Genomic DNA, 17,444 nt, shown 5'->3' on the forward strand with positions numbered 1-17,444 from the left:
AGCCCCGGGCGGCGAAGCCACCACATGATTAAGCCGCCGGGCGGCGAAGCCCCGAGTGGTGAAGCCCCGAGTGATGAAGCCACTGAGGCGAGGAACGAAACCGGGCGGTGGAGCACCGAGTGACAAAACACCGAGGGACGAAACCGTCCTGCGGCGAAGCGGTCAGGCCACCTCTTCCAGCCGCTCCTTGGACATGCCGCCCGGAACGATGGTGATCGGGATCGGCAGGGAGCCGGAACTGCGGGACATCTGCGTGACGAGCGGGCCGGGATCCGCGCTCTCCGCCCCCGCGCCCAGAACGAGGATACCGATTTCCGGGTCGGCTTTCACCTGCGCGAGGATCTCCGTTACCGGCTCGCCCTCGCGGATGACCAGTTCGGGATCCACGCCGTGCTTGTCGCGCATCCACTTGGCGAAAACCTCGAAATGCGCCTCTATGCGGTCGCGCGCTTCCTGCCGCATGATGTCAGCCACACCCATCCAGTGCTGGAACTCCTCCGGCGGAATGATGGAGATGACCTGCACGCCCCCCCCGGTATGCGCCGCGCGGAGCGTGGCGAACCGCATGGCGTTGAGGCATTCCTTGGTGTCATCCAGCACCACCAGAAACTTGCGCATTCCCGATCCCTTCTGAGAGCCGTTCGATGATGTCAAAGCCGGGCGTCCGCCGCAACCGTCAAGCCAACGCGCGGAGGGCCGCCCGCCCCAGACGCCCCGCCGCCCATAATGCGACTTGCAGGATGAGCGCATATATCAGCGCCATCGCCGCCAGCACCCTGTCAGCCAGACGGACCGTCAGCCGCAACGCGCGGGATTTGCCCAGCACCTCCACCACGCCCCGCGTGCGGGGGCCGGCCGCATCGGACAGGCGCGCGATCCGTGCCGCATCCTCTGCATTGTCGATGTGGCGAAGAAGATGCAGCGTCGGCGCCACCCCCGCGTTTCCGCCCAGCCGCAGCAGGTCCGCGGTCACGTCTGCGGAACGGGCGGCCCGCGCCCCGCTGCCCAGCGGCAGGCGGGTGCTCTCCGCCAGCGCGCGGGCAAGGCCGGGCGTCATCCTCCCGAGCCTCTGCGCAAGGCGGAGCGTCGTCGCGCCCGCCTTGACGACAAGACCGCCCCCGCCCGTGGCCAGCGCCGCCCCCGTCGCCCCAAGCCCGACGATTGCCAGACCCGTCTCCAGCCGGTCGAGCGGTTGGCCGGAAAGATATGCCGCTCCTCCCCGGCGGAGGGCGTTCAGGTCGCCGAGCGGGGTCATTTCCACCGGCAAGGCACAGATCGCGAGCAGTTCGATGCTCGGGCAACGGGCCACGTCATAGGCGCAGACCGCGCACTCCGAGAGCCGCGCGAAACCGCCCTCCCGCGCGGCGCGGAAGGCGGCAAGCTCCTCGCCAAGCGGCGGGGGCAGAGGGATGCGATGGTCTTGCGCAAGAGCGGCATAGAAGGAAACGGCGTCCTCGTCCCCCGCCCGGATTGCATCGCCGAGCCGGGGGAGAAGCCAGTCCGCCGTGACGGCGCGGGCCATGGCGCGATCCGCTGCGCGGGCGATTTCCGCCGTCGAACGCTCCACGAAAGGCGCGGTAAGGGGAGTGTCGCGGAGCACGAGGATCGTGCTCCCGAGCGTCGCCACCGCAATGCCCGCAGAGAGCATCGCGGCAAGCCGGCGGCGAAACCGCCGGCCGGAGGGTTCAGGCCGCTGCTGCGGTCGAATGGGCCCAGTCCCAGTAGATGTCACGCATCCGGCGGGTCATCGCATCGGTCTTGTAGGTGGTGTCCTCAAAGGCGGAGACGCGGGTGATCTTGGAGAAGTTGCCCGACAGGAAGACCTCATCGGCCTTGCGGAAATCGTCGAGCGTCAGGATGGTCTCATGCACCGTGAGACCCGCGGCACGGGCATTGGCGATGTGACGGGCGCGGGTGATGCCGGAAAGGAACGTGCCGTTGGCGATTGGGGTGAACAGCTCGCCATCCCGCACCATGAACACGTTGGCCGTCGCCGTTTCGGCGACATTCCCGAGCGCGTCCTGCACCAGCGCATTGCCGAAGCCCTTGGCCTGCGCCTCCACCAGCATCCGCGCGTTGTTCGGATAGAGGCAGCCCGCCTTGGCATTGGTCACGTTGTCGGCCAGCACCGGGCGCCGGAAGGAGGTCGTGGTCAGCGTGGTGGAGGAGGTGATCGGCGGCATGGCCACTTCCTCAAGGCTGATGGCGAAGCCGGTTTCGCCCTTCAGCGGCGCGACGCCCAGCTCGCTGCCGTGGATCGCCCAGTACATCGGCCGGATATAGACAGCCGCGTTCGGCCCGTAGGACTTCAGCCCGTCGAGCACGATGTCCACCATCTCGCCCGCATCGACGTTCGGCGTGATCATCAGCGCTTCGGCGGAGCGGTTCAGCCGGGCGCAGTGGGTGTCGAGGTCGGGCGTGATCCCTTCGAACAGGCGGGCACCGTCGAACACGCTCGACCCCTGCCACATGCCGTGATCGGCGGCACGCATCACCGGAATGTCGCCGTCATGCCAGGTGCCGTTGAAGTAAGTGCGGATATTGGTTCCGAATGCCATGGCAAGCTCCTTCAGTCGCGATGGGTAAAGCACTTTGGCCCGCCGGGGTCCAGAGCGACGCTGGGTGCCAAGCCGCGTACCGGCGGGGGAGTTTGCGCGCTGCCGTGAGATCGTTGCAATTGTTCGAACTGGCGTGAATCCATGCGCCCGGTGCACTATCGGTAAAGGCTGTCCAATGCTCAGGGGACTCTACCCCGTACAAGGGCCCTGTATAAGTACAAGGGCCCTGTATAAACGGCAGAAGTGTCGGGCTCCGAAAAGTGACAGCAAGCGCACCCCCCCCAACTCCGGTCAGCATCGTCAAGGGCGACTCCTTTCAGGCCCTCGACCGTCGCCAGCTTGTGCCGGCTGGCGAACGTCTTTTGGTTGACGCCCCTGCTGCGCGAGCGTCGCCTGCGATAGCGTATCTGATGCTGTCCCTGAGCGTGGTGTAGGTTCTGGCTCAGGTGGTCACCGGCGATGTTCCGGTAGGGTCTGGTTGCTGACACCAACCTGGACCGGAGATTTCCCGGACGACCACTGACATGATGACCCTGCGCGACCTCGTCGAGAAGACCCCTGACGCGGACCTGCTGCGTGAGATGATTGGCTTTGCCGCCGAACGGCTGATGGATGGAGGTCGGCGCTGCCACTGGCGCAGCCTGTGGCGAGAAGGACCCGGCGCGGCGGGCGCAGCGCAACGGATACCGCGACAGAGACGATCCGTCCTCCGCGCCGGACCTTGAGGCAGGTGGCGTCGATCCGGAGATAGGGCCAATCGCCCTCGAGCGCCCGGTTCAGGGCGCCCGGTTCAGGAAGGCCGGTTCAGGAAGGCCTTCACCTTGCCGTCGATCTCTTCGCACAGGCGCGAGACCTGGCTCTTCGAGATGCCCGACATGCCCATCGCCTTGCCCAGGTCATCAACCGAGCGCGTCGGGATGCCTTGAACATAGGCCTCCTGGATCACCGCCGTCAGGGCCTTCTCGGCCATCCGTCGGGGTTCGAGAAAGCCCGGGAAGTCGCTGCCCTTCCGCAGCTTCGGGATCCGCAGCTCGACGGTCCCGGCACGGGTCTCCCAGTCCCGGTCGCGGTATCCGTTGCGCTGCGCCCGCCGCGCCGGGTCCTTCTCGCCACAGGCTGCGCCAGTGGCAGCGCCGACCTCCATCCATCAGCCGTTCGGCGGCAAAGCCAATCATCTCACGCAGCAGGTCCGCGTCAGGGGTCTTCTCGACGAGGTCGCGCAGGGTCATCATGTCAGTGGTCGTCCGGGAAATCTCCGGTCCAGGTTGGTGTCAGCAACCAGACCCTACCGGAACATCGCCGGTGACCACCTGAGCCAGAACCTACACCACGCTCAGGGACAGCATCGTATGGCACTTCTGACGTTTTCGGTAGTTCATCAACGCCTGCAATCTCGGATCGATGCTACCAGTAACCGGTGATCGGCGGCTGGACAGTCTGTCCTGCGCTGACGTTGGACGATCTGGCCTCGCCTTGAGGGCACATCCGGTCCGGATGGCGAAACCAAAGCGGTTCTGAACGAGCGCAGGCAAAATCTCTGATCCGGGAGTATGGCGGGGCAGCCCGCAAATCAGGATTGGTGACCGCACGAGGCGCTAACCGGACGCCGGTCCAGATCAAGAATTACGACACGGGTTGGAGATACCGGCCATCCTTCCGTTACCTTCAAACCGCTGCTACTGGCCTCTCTCCGCTCCGATAAGTCCGGCTACCGCCTGCATGGCCAGTCCGAAAAGGAAGATATGCGAACCACCGGTTTCGTCAGTGCTGTCCTGCAAGGATGATACTCTGCACAATCCTGACACAGCGTAGCGATACACTACAGGGCGGAGAGTGTGTCTTGCCACATAACCCTTTGATCTTGTAGGGTATTTATGGCTCCGGCGGTAGGGATCGAACCTACGACCAATTGATTAACAGTCAACTGCTCTACCGCTGAGCTACGCCGGAACACGGGGGCGGTATAGCGGGGGGTGCGGGGGCTGTCCAGAGGCAAAAGACAACTTTTCCGCACCCTCCCGAAGCTTATTCCGCGACGTCCGCGAGGAGAGCCGCATTGCCCCCGGAAGCGGTGGTATCCACGCAGAGATGGCGTTCGATCAGCACGTGACCTGCGTCCGGCTCAGTGGTGATGAGGGGCAGGATCTGCCCCTTGCGCGCGGCGAGCGCCCTGCCATAGGCACGCCCCCCTGCCGCATCGCCCCACCAGAGCGCGCCGGAGAATCCGTTCATCCCGGTAAGCGCATCAGGCGGCAGGTGCCCGCTGACCAAAACTGCCCTTCCCCCCAGACGCTCCACCGCCGCCTTCTGATCCGCCCGGGCGGCATCGCCGGGGCCGAGGCAGAGGACGGGCCCGCGCGCACGGAGGCCGAGCCGGTTCGACTCGCCCGTGGGGCCCGGCATCAGCCGTGTATCTTCTGCGATAGCGGAGGAGCGGGAGAGCGCGGCGCGGAGAGACGCGAGATCCGCACCCGCGCTGTCGGCGCTGCCCGCCGCGGGAGCGGGGAAACGCGTGAAGCGGGCGAGGTAGTTCGGCCCACCCGCCTTGGGGCCGGTGCCCGAAAGACCTTCGCCGCCAAAGGGTTGCGAGCCGACGACTGCACCGATCTGGTTGCGGTTGACGTAGATGTTGCCCACGTGGATACGCTCCACCACCTCCTGCACCCGGTCGTCGATCCGGGTGTGCAGGCCGAAGGTCAGCCCGTAACCGGTGGCGTTGATCGCATCGATCACGCCATCGATCTCACCCGCGCGGAATGTGGCGAGGTGCAGGACAGGGCCGAAGACCTCCTCGCCGATATCGGCGATGGAGGAGACACGGATGACGGCGGGCGCGATGAAATGGCCGGTTCCGGGGGCGGAGACATCTTTCAGCAGCCGCCCTTCGCTGCGCGCCCGGGCGACATGGGCGGCGATGCCCGCGGCGGCTTCGGCGTCGATCACCGGGCCGACATCGGTGGCCAGCGTCCATGGGTTGCCGAGCGCAAGCTCATCCATCGCGCCGAAGAGCATATGCGTGATGCTGGGCGCGACATCCTCCTGCACGTAAAGACAGCGGAGCGCGGAGCAGCGCTGCCCGGCGGACTGGAAGGCGGAGGCGACGATGTCGCGGACGGCCTGCTCGGGGAGAGCGGTGGAATCCACGATCATCGCGTTCAGGCCGCCGGTCTCCGCGATCAGCGGCGCGCCGGGGGAGAGATGTTCCGCCATTGCCCCGCGGATGGCCAGCGCGGTGTCCGTGGAGCCGGTGAAGGCCACACCGTCGATCCGCGGATCGGAGGTGAGCCGCGCGCCCACCCCGCCGTCGCCCGGCAGCAGTTGCAGGGCCGTTGCGGGAACCCCCGCCTTCAACAGAAGCTCCACCGCAAGCGCGGCGATGAGCGGGGTCTGCTCTGCCGGCTTCGCAATCACTGCGTTTCCGGCGGCGAGCGCCGCGGCGATCTGGCCGGTGAAGATGGCGAGCGGGAAGTTCCACGGAGAGATGCAGGCGAAAGTGCCCCGGGCAGGGTGGGGAAGGGCCGCCGCACCTTCGGCATAGTAGCGCAGGAAATCCGCGGCCTCCCGCAGTTCGGCGACTGCATCGGCCTGCGTCTTTCCGGCCTCCCGCGCGAGCAGGGCGAAGAGGCGGCCGAAATCGGCCTCGTAGAGATCGGCCGCGTGTTTCAGCACGGCGGTGCGGTCTTCGGCGGGGGCGTTCCATGGTCGGGCCGCATCGAGAGCCGCTTCCACCTGATCGGGCGTGGCGAACAGTGCGGTGCCGACCGCGTCCGTCGGATCGGCGGGGTTCATCACGGTGACGGGATCGCCACCCTCCACCGCCCGGGCGAGGATCGGCGCAGCGCGGAACCGGGCGGCAAGGAACGGCGCGCGCGCGGCCTCGATCCGGGCAAGATCGCCCGCATCGGTTAGATCGAAGCCGCGTGAATTGCCACGGCTGGGCTCGAATATCCCGGCAGGGCGGCGGATCACCGGGTTGTGGGCATCGGCCAGATGCGCCTCCACCTCCGCAAACGGATCGGCGGCAACGGTTTCGGCGGGCACGTCCTCATCGACGATCTGGTTCACGAAGGAGGAGTTCGCCCCGTTTTCCAGCAGACGGCGGACGAGATAGGCCAAGAGGTCGCGATGCGCCCCGACCGGAGCATAGATGCGGCAGCGCGTGCCCTCCCGCTCATGCACGATGTCGTGGAGACGCTCTCCCATGCCGTGCAGGCGCTGGAACTCGAAGGCGTCGCGGTCGGTCGACATGTCGAGGATGGCGGCGACGGTATGGGCGTTGTGGCCTGCGAACTGGGGATAAATCCGGTCGGTCATGCCGAGCAGCTTGCGCGCATTGGCGATATAGCTCACATCGGTCGCGGCCTTGCGGGTAAAGACGGGGAAGCCGTCCAGCCCCAGAACCTGCGCGCGCTTGATCTCGCTGTCCCAGTAGGCGCCCTTCACCAGACGCACCATGATCCTGCGGTCGAGCCGGGTCGCAAGGTCGTAGAGGCGGTCGATCACCGGGCCGCACCGCTTGCCATAGGCCTGAACGACCACGCCGAACCCGTCCCAGCCTTTCAGCGCGGGGTCGGACAGAACCGCCTCGATCACGTCGAGGGAAAGGGTCAGCCGGTCCGCTTCTTCCGCATCGACGTTGAAGCCGAGGTTCGCCGCGCGGGCGAGACCGGCCAGCGCCCGGACGCGGGGCACCAGCTCCTCCATCACGCGCGCGCGCTTTGCCACTTCGTAGCGCGGATGCAGGGCGGAGAATTTCACCGAGATGCCGGGATTGGACCGGATGTCGCTGCCCTTCGCTGCGGCGGCGATCGCCGTGATCGCGCGGGAATAGTCGAGGTGATAGCGGCGGGCGTCCGCCTCCGTCCGCGCGGCCTCTCCCAGCATGTCGTAGGAATAGGTGAAGCCCTTCGCCTCCATCCCCTCGGCGCGTTTCATGGCGGACTGGATGGTCTCGCCAAGGACGAACTGGCGCCCCATCTCCTTCATCGCGCGGGAGACGGCGCCCCGGATCACCGGCTCTCCGAGACGCCGCACCGCGGCCCGGAGGTGGCCCGCCACGCCCGGCTCCCGCTCATCCAGCACGCGCCCTGTCAGCATCAACGCCCAGGTGGAGGCATTGACGAGGCTGGAGGAGGATTTGCCCAGATGCCTGCCCCAGTCGGACGGGGCGATCTTGTCCTCGATCAGCGCATCCATCGTTTCAGCGTCCGGCACGCGCAGCAGCGCCTCCGCCAGACACATGAGCGAGATACCCTCATCCGTGGACAGGCCGTATTCGGCCAGAAACACTTCCATCAGGCCGGGTTTCGCGCTCTGGCGGATCAGGCGGACCAGCTCCGCCCCTCTGGCGGCGATGCGGGCGCGGTCGCCGGGCGACAGGTGCGCCTCCTCCGCCAGCCGGGAGAGGAGGGGGCCTTCCTCCGCCAGCCTCAGGGCTTCGATCTTCATCTGGAGGTCCATCACCGTGTCGCGCATCCGCTTTCTCCCGTTATCTGCCCATGATACACCCCTTCGAGAAGGCGGATCGCCTGCAGTCAGCACAAGGACAGGCCGATGGACCGAAAAGTGGCCGCGCCCCGGTTCGATATGGAAAGCGACGATCTGGACCGTTTCGACCGGGCCATCCTGCGGTCCCTGTCGGTGGACGGGCGGCTGCCGGTGACGGAACTGGCGCGCAAGGTGGGCCTGTCGAAATCGCCCGTGCAGGCGAGGGTGAAGCGGCTTGAGGAGGCGGGCTACATCAAGGGCTACCGCGCCGTGCTGGATCCGATCCGGCTCGGCCTTGCCCATGTCGCCTTTGTCGAGGTCCGGCTTTCGGACACGCGGGAGGCGGCCTTGCAAGCGTTCAACCGCGCGGTGCAGTTGATCCCGGAGGTGGAGGAGTGCCACATGATGGCCGCCTCCTTCGACTATCTGCTGAAGGTGCGGACAGGCGACATCGCCGACTATCGCGCCGTGCTGGGGGAAAAGCTGTCCACCCTGCCGCATGTCGCCTCCACCTCGACCTTCGTCGCGATGGAGGCGGTGAAGGACGAATCCCCCGTGTTCAGTGGCGGGCCTTGAGCACCGTCTCGTCCCCCGCCTTCAGCAGCAGCGCCCCATCGTCAGAAAAGTCGAAGCCCGTGACGCTCGCCAGCGCGTCGAGGAACTTGCGCTCCTGATCCATCAGGGCGGGCGCACAGGCCATCATCGTCGCGCCCGCCTGCCGGAAGCGCAGCGACTCCCCCGTCAGTTCGTAGCCCGCGAAGTAGCTGTTGCAACCGGCACGCCCCGAGACACGCCCGTTGGCGAAGGTAAGGGTGACGTGCGAACTGTCGATGATGCCGCCGCCGCCGATATCCTCCACCACCCAGTCCTGCCCGGTAAGAAGGTCTTCGGGCGCGCCGCCGCAGCCCTTGAACTCCCGCTCCCCGGCCATCAGCGTCACCTGGCGGGGATAGGGCATCCCGGTCATGGAGTCCCGGCAGAGCGCGTCGGCGATTGCCAGAACCACGCCCTTTCCGCCGGTGTAGCGGCGCCCCTGCGGCATCACCTCCGCCGCGGAAAGGCGCCCCGAGACGCTGTCCCCCTCCTGCGGGGTGAAGGTGAAGCTGCCATCGGTCAGCGTGAGGCTCCAGCCCGGTTCATTGCCCCGTGCCACGAAATCGGCATTGGCGGTGCTGTCTATGTCGATATGGCATTCGGGAAGCGCCCCGCCGCCGATACTCACGGTGACGGCCGGCCCCTTGCTCCAGACGAAGGTTCCCGGATCGTCCTCCGCCTCGTACTTCGCGCCGGAGGCGGTTCTGGCCTCATGAAGATCGTAGTAATCCGCGCCGATCCGCAGGCGCGCACCGTCGTTGATGAAGCCGATCTCCACCAGCCGGTCACCACAGCGATAGGTGGAGGCAAAGCCCATCGACAGGTGCTGATGCATCATGAGAGGAGGGACGGCCACCGGGCCGCTTCCCGTGGCGATCGGCGCGGGATCGGAAACCCACATCACCTCTCCTCCGAGCTGGATGGCGCCGCGCAGCATCAGCGGAATATCGGTCGGTCCCTTGATATCGAATGGGATCGGCACCTGCCGCCCTTCCGTCCCGATATCCCGCGCCGCGACGACCCGTCCCGTCTCGTCGCGCAGCTCCAGACTTGCGACAGCGCCGTCCGGCAGGGCGACCCGCTCCCGGTAGGTGAGTTCTCCCGTCACGTCGCGCTGCTGGGCAAAGGCGGCCCCTCCCGCGATCACCGCGGCCAGGGTTGCGCAGGACAAAAGACGCATGGCGTCCCTCCTTCATGTGTTCCACACAGGAATATAGCGGGAGAGTGCCGGAGGCAAAGCAGGCCTCGACCCCGGCCCGGCCGCGTGCGAGACTTCGCGGGTTGAGAACGGAGCTTTCGCCATGTCCGACCAGATCCTTTCCGAACCCCGGCTCACCTCGCTCGCGCATGGAGGCGGCTGCGGCTGCAAGCTCGCGCCCTCCGTCCTGCGCGACCTGCTGGCCGAACAGCCGCTGGCGCAGGCCTTCCCGCAGCTTCTGGTGGGCAACGAAGGCTCGGACGACGCGGCGGTCTGGCAGGTGGATGACAGGACCTGCGTGATCGCCACGACGGATTTCTTCATGCCGATGGTGGATGATCCGCGCGATTTCGGGCGTATCGCCGCGACAAACGCGATTTCCGACATCTACGCCATGGGTGGGCGGCCGATCATGGCGCTCGCCATTCTCGGCATGCCGATCGACAAGCTCTCCGTCGGGACTGTCCGGGCCATTCTGGCGGGCGGCGCGGAGACCTGTGCGGAGGCGGGCATTCCTGTTGCGGGGGGTCACTCCATCGACGCGCCGGAGCCGATCTACGGTCTTGCCGTCATCGGGCTGGCCACGCCGGAGGATATCCGTCGCAACGGCGGCGCGCGGGTGGGCGACAAGCTCATCCTCACGAAGGGGCTGGGCGTCGGCATCTATTCCGCCGCCATCAAGAAGGGCGTCCTGCCGCCCGGCGGTTATGAAGAGATGATCGCGACGACGACGCTTCTCAACCGGATCGGCGGAGAGCTTTCCCGCGACCCGGCGGTGCATGCGATCACCGATGTCACCGGCTTCGGCATTCTGGGGCATGGGCTGGAGATGGCAAAGGGCGCGGGCCTGGCGCTGCGCCTCGGGATGGGTGATCTGCCGTTCCTTGCCCATGCTGAAGCGCTGGCCGAAGGCGGGCTGGCGACCGGCGCATCGGCCCGGAACTGGGCCAGCTATGGCGGGGACGTGTTGTTGCCGGAGGGTGTGCCCGACTGGCGGGTGAAGCTTCTCACCGACCCGCAGACCTCTGGCGGGCTGCTGGTCGCCGTCGCGCCGGAGGCGGCAGAGACAATGCTCGCCCGCATCCGCGCCGCAGGCTATGACCGTGCGAGCCTTGTCGGCGAGGTGACGGATGGTCCGGTGCGCGTGGAAGTCGTCTGAACCAGTCGCCCCCGCCCGTCCTGCGCGCAGGTTGGGCGGCTATTCCCTCATCGCTCATTGACAGGTGAAGGCGCGCCCCGAGATCAGGGGGGCATCGTAGCGACATGGATGCTTTACGGTAGATGGCTGGGGCGCCAGGATTCGAACCTGGGAATGGCGGTACCAAAAACCGCTGCCTTACCACTTGGCGACGCCCCAACTGCGGCGGTGTTTAGCGAAGGCCGCGGGGGGGTGCAAGACGGAAAATCGCACTTTTTGCGCCCCGCTGCATTGTGGCTTTGCAAGGGCCATTGGAAGGGGCGGGGTGAGGAAAAGGAGCGTCCTGCGGCGGAACGGCGGGTGCCTCCGGCGAGGGTGTCGGAGCAAATTGCCGCAGGCCGGTTGCAGCAAGCGCGCGGCTGCGCTAGATTTTGCGGGCAGCATCAAGAGCGGAAGAATGCCCTCGCATTCAGACACGGTTCCTCCCCCGGAGGGCGACAGTCCCGGAGAGGGACCACGACGAAGGGGGGAGACCCCCCTGTTCGCATGTCATGACATATCCGGTTTCCGCGATAGAGTTCCGCCTGCCGTGAAGCGGGCCGGGGCGCATATGCTGCACCGAACACTCCAACAGGATTTTCCTAATGTTCTTTGAATGGATGTCCGATCCGTCGGCCTGGGTGGGACTTGCCACGCTCGTCGTTCTGGAAATCGTTCTCGGCATCGACAACCTCGTCTTCATCGCCGTTCTCGCCGACAAGTTGCCGCCGCATCAGCGGGACAAGGCGCGGATCATCGGCCTTTCGCTGGCCCTGGTCATGCGACTGGGGCTTCTGGCCTCCATCGCGTGGATCGTGACCCTGACCCAGCCGGTATTCTCGCTGCTGGGGTTCGGCTTCTCCTGGCGCGACATCATCCTGATCGTCGGCGGCGTCTTTCTGCTGTTCAAGGGCACGATGGAGCTCCATGAACGGCTGGAAGGCCACATGGCGCACAAGGAACAGCGCGTGGCCCATGCGGTGTTCTGGCAGGTCATCGTGCAGATCATCGTGCTCGACGCCATCTTCTCGCTCGACAGCGTGATCACGGCGGTCGGCATGGTGCAGCATGTCTCCGTCATGATGATTGCGGTCATCATCGCGGTGGGCGTGATGCTGCTGATGGCCAAGCCGTTGATGGCCTTCGTCTCGCGCCATCCGACGGTGGTGATCCTGTGCCTCGGCTTCCTGATGATGATCGGGTTCTCGCTGGTGGTGGAGGGCTTCGGCTATCACCTGCCGAAAGGGTATCTCTATGCCGCCATCGGTTTCTCGGTGATGGTCGAGGCGCTGAACCAGATCAGCCGCCGCAACCGGGAGCGGTCGCTCACCTCCGGCGATATGCGGGACAGGGCGGCGGATGCCGTGCTGCGCATGCTGGGCGGGCGGTCGCGGTCGTCGGGCGAACTGTCGGGCGACGCCGAGGTGATCGCCCAGCAGTCGAGCGAGGGGGGCCTGTTCGGCGCGGAGGAGCAGGAGATGATCCGGGGCGTGCTGACGCTGGCGGAACGCCCCGCGACCTCCGTCATGACACCGCGGACGGAGATCGACTGGCTCGACCTGAACACGCCCGTCGCCGCGTTGCAGGAGCAGATCCTGCGTGAAGGGCATTCGCGGTATCTGGTCGCGCGGGGGAGCATCGAGAACTTCGTCGGCGTGGCGCTCACCCGCGATCTTATGCGCGACGTGCTGGCGGAAGGGGCGATCAACCTTGATCGTTCGTTGAAGCAGCCGCTGGTTCTGCACGAGAGTGTCGATGCGCTCCGCGTCATGGAGCAGCTCCGCAAGACGCCGGTGCAGATGGCGGTGATCGTGGACGAATTCGGCACGATCGAAGGCATCGCCACGCCGACCGACATCCTCGAAGCCATCGCCGGAGACTTCGCCGATGAGAACGAGGACGAGACCACGATGGAGCGGCTCGACGACGGCTCCTATCTGGTCAGCGGCTGGGTCGATATCCGGCGGGCTTCCACCCTGCTGGAAACCGATCTGGAGGACGCGACGGAGCGGTATTCGACGCTCGCCGGCTACATCCTGTGGCAGCTGGGCCATCTGCCCGCCGTAGGCGAGCGGGTGAGCGCGGGCGCGCTGGAGTTCGAGGTAACGGCCATGAACGGCCACGCCATCGACCGGGTGCGCGTCAGGCGGCTGGACGATCCTGTTGACGGGGTCACCGAATGAGAAAAGGGGCGGCGGGTGATCCTGCCGCCCCTTTTCGTTGCGTTCCGCCGTCGTTCAGACGCGTTCGAGCGCCACGGCAATCCCCTGGCCCACGCCGATGCACATCGTGGAGAGGGAGCGCTTGCCGCCCGTCTCCCGCAGTTCCAGCGCGGCGCTGCCGGTGATCCGGGCCCCCGACATGCCGAGCGGGTGGCCGAGCGCGATGGCGCCGCCGTTGCGGTTCACGCGCTGATCGTCATCCGCGATGCCCAGATCGCGGAGCGTGGCAAGGCCCTGGCTCGCGAAGGCCTCGTTCAGTTCGATGACGTCGAAGTCCTTTTCCGTCAGGCCAAGCCGCGCCATCAGCTTCTTGGACGCAGGGGCCGGGCCGATGCCCATGATCCGCGGCGGAACGCCGGCGACAGCCCCGCCCAGAACCCGGGCGATGGGCGTCAGCCCGTATTTCTTCACCGCCGCTTCGGAGGCGATGATGAGCGCCGCGGCCCCGTCGTTCACGCCCGAGGCATTGCCCGCCGTCACCGTGCCGCCCTTGCGGAACGGCGTGCCGAGCTTGGCCAGCGCCTCCATCGTGGTGGCACGGGGATGTTCGTCCTTGTCCACCACCTTCGGGTCGCCCTTGCGCTGGGGAATGGTCACCGGGGTGATTTCCCTGGCCAGCCGGCCGTTTTCCTGCGCGGCGGCCGCCTTGGCCTGCGAGCGGAGGGCGAAGGCGTCCTGATCCTCACGGCTGACGTGGAAGTCCTCCGCCACGTTCTCACCCGTCTCCGGCATGGACTCGACGCCATACTGGGCCTTCATCAGCGGGTTGACGAAGCGCCAGCCGATGGTCGTGTCATAGATCTCGGCATTGCGGGAAAAGGCCGTGTCCGCCTTCGGCATCACGAAGGGCGCGCGGGACATGGATTCCACGCCGCCCGCGATCATGATCTCGGCCTCGCCGGCCTTGATGCTGCGCGCCGCCATGATGACGGCATCCATGCCCGACCCGCAGAGCCGGTTGATCGTGGTGCCCGGCACGGCAACCGGCAGGCCCGCCAGCAGCAGGGACATGCGCGCCACGTTACGGTTGTCTTCGCCCGCCTGGTTGGCGGAGCCGTAGATCACATCGTCGATGGCTTCCCAGTCGATGCCCGCATTGCGCTCCATCAGCGCTTTCATCGGGATCGCGCCCAGATCGTCGGCGCGGACCGAGGAAAGCGCCCCGCCGAAACGGCCGATGGGGGTGCGGATATAGTCGCAGATATAGGCTTCGGTCATTCTGTCCTCCTCACAGTGCCGGAACGGTCAGATCGCCGACCGGCCCGTCGATCACCAGCCTGGCGCCGGTCATCGCTTGCAGTTCATCCAAAGTCATCGCGGCCAGCTTCTCCCGCAGGACGAAATGGCCGTCCTTGATGTCCACCACCGCATGGCTGGTGTAAACACGGGTGATGCAGGCCACGCCGGTCAGCGGGAAGGTGCAGCTCTCCACCAGCTTCGGCTCGCCCTTCTTGGTCACGTGTTCGGTGATGACACAGACCTGCTTCGCGCCGTGGACAAGGTCCATCGCGCCGCCGACGGCGGGAACGCCCTTGTCGCCCACCCGCCAGTTGGCAAGGTCGCCGCTCTGCGCCACCTGAAGCGCGCCGAGGATCGCCACGTCCAGATGACCGCCACGCACCATGGCGAAGCTGTCCGCATGATGGAAGAAGGACGCGCCCGGGTTGAGCGTGATCGCCTTCTTGCCCGCGTTGATGAGATCCCAGTCCTCCTGCCCCTCGGGCGGGGCGGCGCCGAAGTCGAGAATGCCGTTCTCGGTATGGAAGATCACCTTGCGTCCGGGCGGCTGGTAGCGCGCCACCATCTCCGGGAAGCCGATGCCGAGGTTCACATAGGCGCCGTCCCGGATGTCCTGCGCCGCGCGCCAGGCGATCTGGGCATTTGAAAGCTTGATGTCGTCGCGAACGTTCACGGTCATTCCTGGGAAACTCCTGCGCGGATGAGCACCTCTTCCTGCTCGGGTTCGGCCACATGGACGATGCGGTCCACGAAGATGCCGGGGGTGATCACGTTCTCCGGGTCGATGCTGCCCGGTTCCACGATATGGCTCGCCTGCACGATGGTCGTGGCCGCGGCGGTGCACATGATGGGGGAAAAATTCCGGGCGGCCATGTTGTAGGTCAGGTTGCCCAGCCTATCGGCATCGCGGGCCTTGATGAGCGCGAAATCCGCCTTCAGCCAGCGCTCCTGCACATAGGGGCGTCCGTCGAATTCCTCGATCTTCTTGCCTTCGGCGAGCTCCGTCCCGTAGCCCGTGGGCGTGTAGAAGGCGGGGATGCCCGCGCCGCCCGCCCGGATCCGCTCGGCCAGCGTGCCCTGCGGCACCAGTTCGAGTTCGATCTCGCCCGCGAGGTAGCGCTCCGTGAAGGCGCGGGGGTCGCTGGATTTCGGGAAGGAGCAGATCATCTTGCCGACCATGCCGAGGTCGATCATCGCGGCGATACCGACGCGGCCGTTTCCGGCGTTGTTGTTGACGATCGTCAGGTTCTTCGGGCTGCCGGTTTCCTTGAAGCGGGCGATCAGCGCCGCCATCAGTTCCAGCGGTGCGCCGGATCCGCCGAAACCGCCGATCATCACCGTCGCGCCGTCACCGATCTCCGCCACGGCTTCCGCCGTGCTCGGGAGTGTCTTGTCCATGCGGGTCTCCTTCCTGCGGGCCGCGCGCTTCGGGGTCGGAACGGGTCCGGGCGGGCCGTCGCGCGCGACCCTATGCCCAGCCTTGCTCGACAGCAACAGGTTTGTGCGTTATGCGATATTTGTTCGATTATCGCATTTGAGGGCCGGAAATGACCGATGCGCGCGACCTGATGGGCGGTTTTGCCAAGGGCCTGCGGGTCATCGAAGCGTTTGCCGGGGTGCCGCGGCTCACCATTACCGAAGTGGCGGAGCGGGCCGACCTGGACAGGGCAACGGCGCGGCGCTGTCTCCTCACGCTCGTCGCGCACGGCTATGCGGAGCATGACGGCAAGTTCTTCGCCCTCACCCCCAAGGTCGCGCGGCTCGGCCAGGCATGGTTGCAGGGGTTGCCGCTTGCCACGGTGATCCAGCCCCGGCTCGACAGGCTGTCGGCGGAAGTCGGGCAAAGCTCCTCCGTCTCCGTGCTGGACGGGGCGGAGATCGTTTACATCGCGCGTGCCGCCCAGCAGCGGATCATGTCGATCAACCTGATGGCGGGCAGCCGTCTGCCCGCGTTCTGCTCCTCCATGGGCCGCATTCTGCTGGCCGCGCTGCCGGAAGGGCAGGCGGAGGCCCTGATCCGGTCCGCCGACCGTCCTCCATATACCGCGCGCACGCTCACCGATCCCGCTCTGCTGATGCAGGAACTCGCACGTGTCCGTCAGCAGGGCTATGCGGTGATCGATCAGGAATTGGAAATCGGCCTGTGCTCCATAGCCGTGCCGGTTCTGAACGACCGGTCACAGGTCGTTGCCGCGCTGAACATCGGCGCGCCGGCGGCGCAGGTTCCAGCGGTGGAAATGGCGGGGCGCTTCCTGCCCCCTCTGCGCGCGCTGCAGGCCGCGCTGCGGCCCCTGCTTGCATAGGGGAGCGCGCGCCAGTGCTTGCCGCTGGGCGGTTCCCTTTGTTCAGGGCCCGTCTCTGGCTTGTCCTTTCGGAGGCGGAGGTTGGGGGGCAGAGGTTGCTGGGGCAGGGGCCGATCCTGGTCGGCGTCATGCTGCGCCGCGGGCCAACCCGTGCGGGGGCTTCAGGACCGCTTGCGCAGAGCGGCCCTTCACTTTCGCCTTGCCGGGGAACCATGGCTGCGGGCCGGATCGTCAGCAAACGCTCCCGGATGGAGACCCGGCGCAAGGGTCGTTGATCGCAGCTCCCTGTTTTCCGTTTCTTTTTGAGGGGCGACCGTGCAGTATCCTCCGCGGGAGACTTTTGGGGAGGATGACTTGAATTTGTTGAACTTGTTCATGAGCCAGCTTGCCGATCCGTTTCGGATCGGGCTGCTCATCGCGCTGACATTCACGATTGCAAACACGCGGGCGACCACCGGGGTGCTCGTGCCATCGCTTGCCGGGATCGCCTTCGTTGCAGCGCTGATCCCGATGACGCTCCATCAGGGGCAACCGTTCATGGCCGCCTTCGCGACAGGGCTGGTCGCGAATGCCTTGATCCTTGGTGTGGTCATGGCGCTCCGCGGTGTCGCGCTGCGCGTGATCCGCGGGTAGATAAAGGGGCCGGGCGACCGGCCCCCTTCCGAT

Annotated in this window: 13 protein-coding genes, 2 tRNA genes and 1 pseudogene; 5 read left to right on the plus strand and 11 right to left on the minus strand. The window is 66.5% G+C overall.

Annotated elements, in window-relative coordinates:
* Positions 1-162: 162 nt before the first annotated feature.
* The 6 genes and pseudogenes from CDV49_RS08680 to putA all read right to left on the minus strand — a co-directional run bounded on the left by CDV49_RS08680 (position 163) and on the right by putA (position 8,033).
* Positions 163-618 carry a universal stress protein gene (locus CDV49_RS08680; RefSeq protein ID WP_035713720.1) on the minus strand — a complete coding sequence of 152 codons (456 nt, stop codon included), beginning with the start codon at positions 616-618 and terminating at the stop codon, positions 163-165.
* 58 nt (positions 619-676) lie between these two features.
* Entirely contained in the window at positions 677-1,648 is a 972-nt protein-coding gene (locus tag CDV49_RS08685) for a hypothetical protein (protein ID WP_088215153.1), read from the minus strand.
* A 37-nt stretch (positions 1,649-1,685) separates the two neighbouring features.
* Positions 1,686-2,558, minus strand: coding sequence for a branched-chain amino acid aminotransferase (locus CDV49_RS08690; protein ID WP_088215154.1), 873 nt, complete (start codon positions 2,556-2,558; stop codon positions 1,686-1,688).
* Between the two features lie 672 nt (positions 2,559-3,230).
* A pseudogene (locus CDV49_RS08695) lies at positions 3,231-3,790 on the minus strand (transposase); the annotation flags it as partial.
* A 643-nt stretch (positions 3,791-4,433) separates the two neighbouring features.
* Positions 4,434-4,508: transfer RNA gene (locus CDV49_RS08700), tRNA-Asn, on the minus strand.
* 75 nt (positions 4,509-4,583) lie between these two features.
* A complete protein-coding gene (gene putA, locus CDV49_RS08705; RefSeq protein ID WP_256947287.1) occupies positions 4,584-8,033 on the minus strand; it encodes a bifunctional proline dehydrogenase/L-glutamate gamma-semialdehyde dehydrogenase PutA in 3,450 nt (1,149 codons plus the stop codon).
* A 78-nt stretch (positions 8,034-8,111) separates the two neighbouring features.
* Between putA and CDV49_RS08710 the strand changes: the two genes are divergently transcribed.
* Entirely contained in the window at positions 8,112-8,621 is a 510-nt protein-coding gene (locus tag CDV49_RS08710) for an Lrp/AsnC family transcriptional regulator (protein WP_256947288.1), read from the plus strand.
* Here the strand turns inward: CDV49_RS08710 and CDV49_RS08715 are convergent.
* Positions 8,605-9,819 carry an META domain-containing protein gene (locus CDV49_RS08715; RefSeq protein ID WP_088215155.1) on the minus strand — a complete coding sequence of 405 codons (1,215 nt, stop codon included), beginning with the start codon at positions 9,817-9,819 and terminating at the stop codon, positions 8,605-8,607. The two genes, CDV49_RS08710 and CDV49_RS08715, sit on opposite strands and share 17 nt — an antisense overlap.
* 121 nt (positions 9,820-9,940) lie before the next feature.
* Between CDV49_RS08715 and selD the strand changes: the two genes are divergently transcribed.
* On the plus strand, positions 9,941-10,996 hold the full coding sequence (gene selD / locus CDV49_RS08720) for a selenide, water dikinase SelD (protein WP_088215156.1): 1,056 nt from the start codon (positions 9,941-9,943) through the stop codon (positions 10,994-10,996).
* 123 nt (positions 10,997-11,119) lie between these two features.
* Here selD and CDV49_RS08725 read toward each other — a convergent pair.
* Positions 11,120-11,194, minus strand: a tRNA-Gln gene (locus tag CDV49_RS08725).
* A gap of 425 nt (positions 11,195-11,619) precedes the next feature.
* Here CDV49_RS08725 and CDV49_RS08730 point away from each other — a divergent pair.
* Positions 11,620-13,197, plus strand: coding sequence for a TerC family protein (locus CDV49_RS08730; RefSeq protein ID WP_088215157.1), 1,578 nt, complete (start codon positions 11,620-11,622; stop codon positions 13,195-13,197).
* Positions 13,198-13,251: 54 nt separating this feature from the next.
* Here the strand turns inward: CDV49_RS08730 and pcaF are convergent, their stop codons facing one another.
* Genes pcaF through CDV49_RS08745 form a run of 3 tightly spaced genes read right to left on the minus strand, consistent with a single transcriptional unit; the run spans position 13,252 to position 15,873 of the window.
* Complete coding sequence (gene pcaF / locus CDV49_RS08735) at positions 13,252-14,454, minus strand: 3-oxoadipyl-CoA thiolase (protein ID WP_088215158.1); 1,203 nt, start codon at positions 14,452-14,454, stop codon at positions 13,252-13,254.
* Positions 14,455-14,464: 10 nt separating this feature from the next.
* The gene (locus CDV49_RS08740; protein ID WP_088215159.1) at positions 14,465-15,154 is read right to left on the minus strand and encodes a 3-oxoacid CoA-transferase subunit B; all 690 of its coding nucleotides are present in this window, start codon (positions 15,152-15,154) and stop codon (positions 14,465-14,467) included.
* Entirely contained in the window at positions 15,151-15,873 is a 723-nt protein-coding gene (locus tag CDV49_RS08745; protein WP_088215160.1) for a 3-oxoacid CoA-transferase subunit A, read from the minus strand. The genes CDV49_RS08740 and CDV49_RS08745 overlap by 4 nt, the downstream gene beginning before the upstream one ends.
* A 149-nt stretch (positions 15,874-16,022) precedes the next feature.
* Here CDV49_RS08745 and CDV49_RS08750 point away from each other — a divergent pair, with 149 nt between their 5' ends.
* Positions 16,023-16,778 (plus strand): IclR family transcriptional regulator domain-containing protein, encoded by a 756-nt coding sequence (locus CDV49_RS08750; protein ID WP_179209150.1) that lies wholly within the window; start codon positions 16,023-16,025, stop codon positions 16,776-16,778.
* 354 nt (positions 16,779-17,132) lie between these two features.
* Positions 17,133-17,411 carry a hypothetical protein gene (locus tag CDV49_RS08755; protein WP_143413145.1) on the plus strand — a complete coding sequence of 93 codons (279 nt, stop codon included), beginning with the start codon at positions 17,133-17,135 and terminating at the stop codon, positions 17,409-17,411.
* Positions 17,412-17,444: the final 33 nt, after the last annotated feature.

The sequence above is a fragment of the Haematobacter genomosp. 1 genome, from assembly GCF_002196855.1.
Classification (GTDB): domain Bacteria; phylum Pseudomonadota; class Alphaproteobacteria; order Rhodobacterales; family Rhodobacteraceae; genus Haematobacter.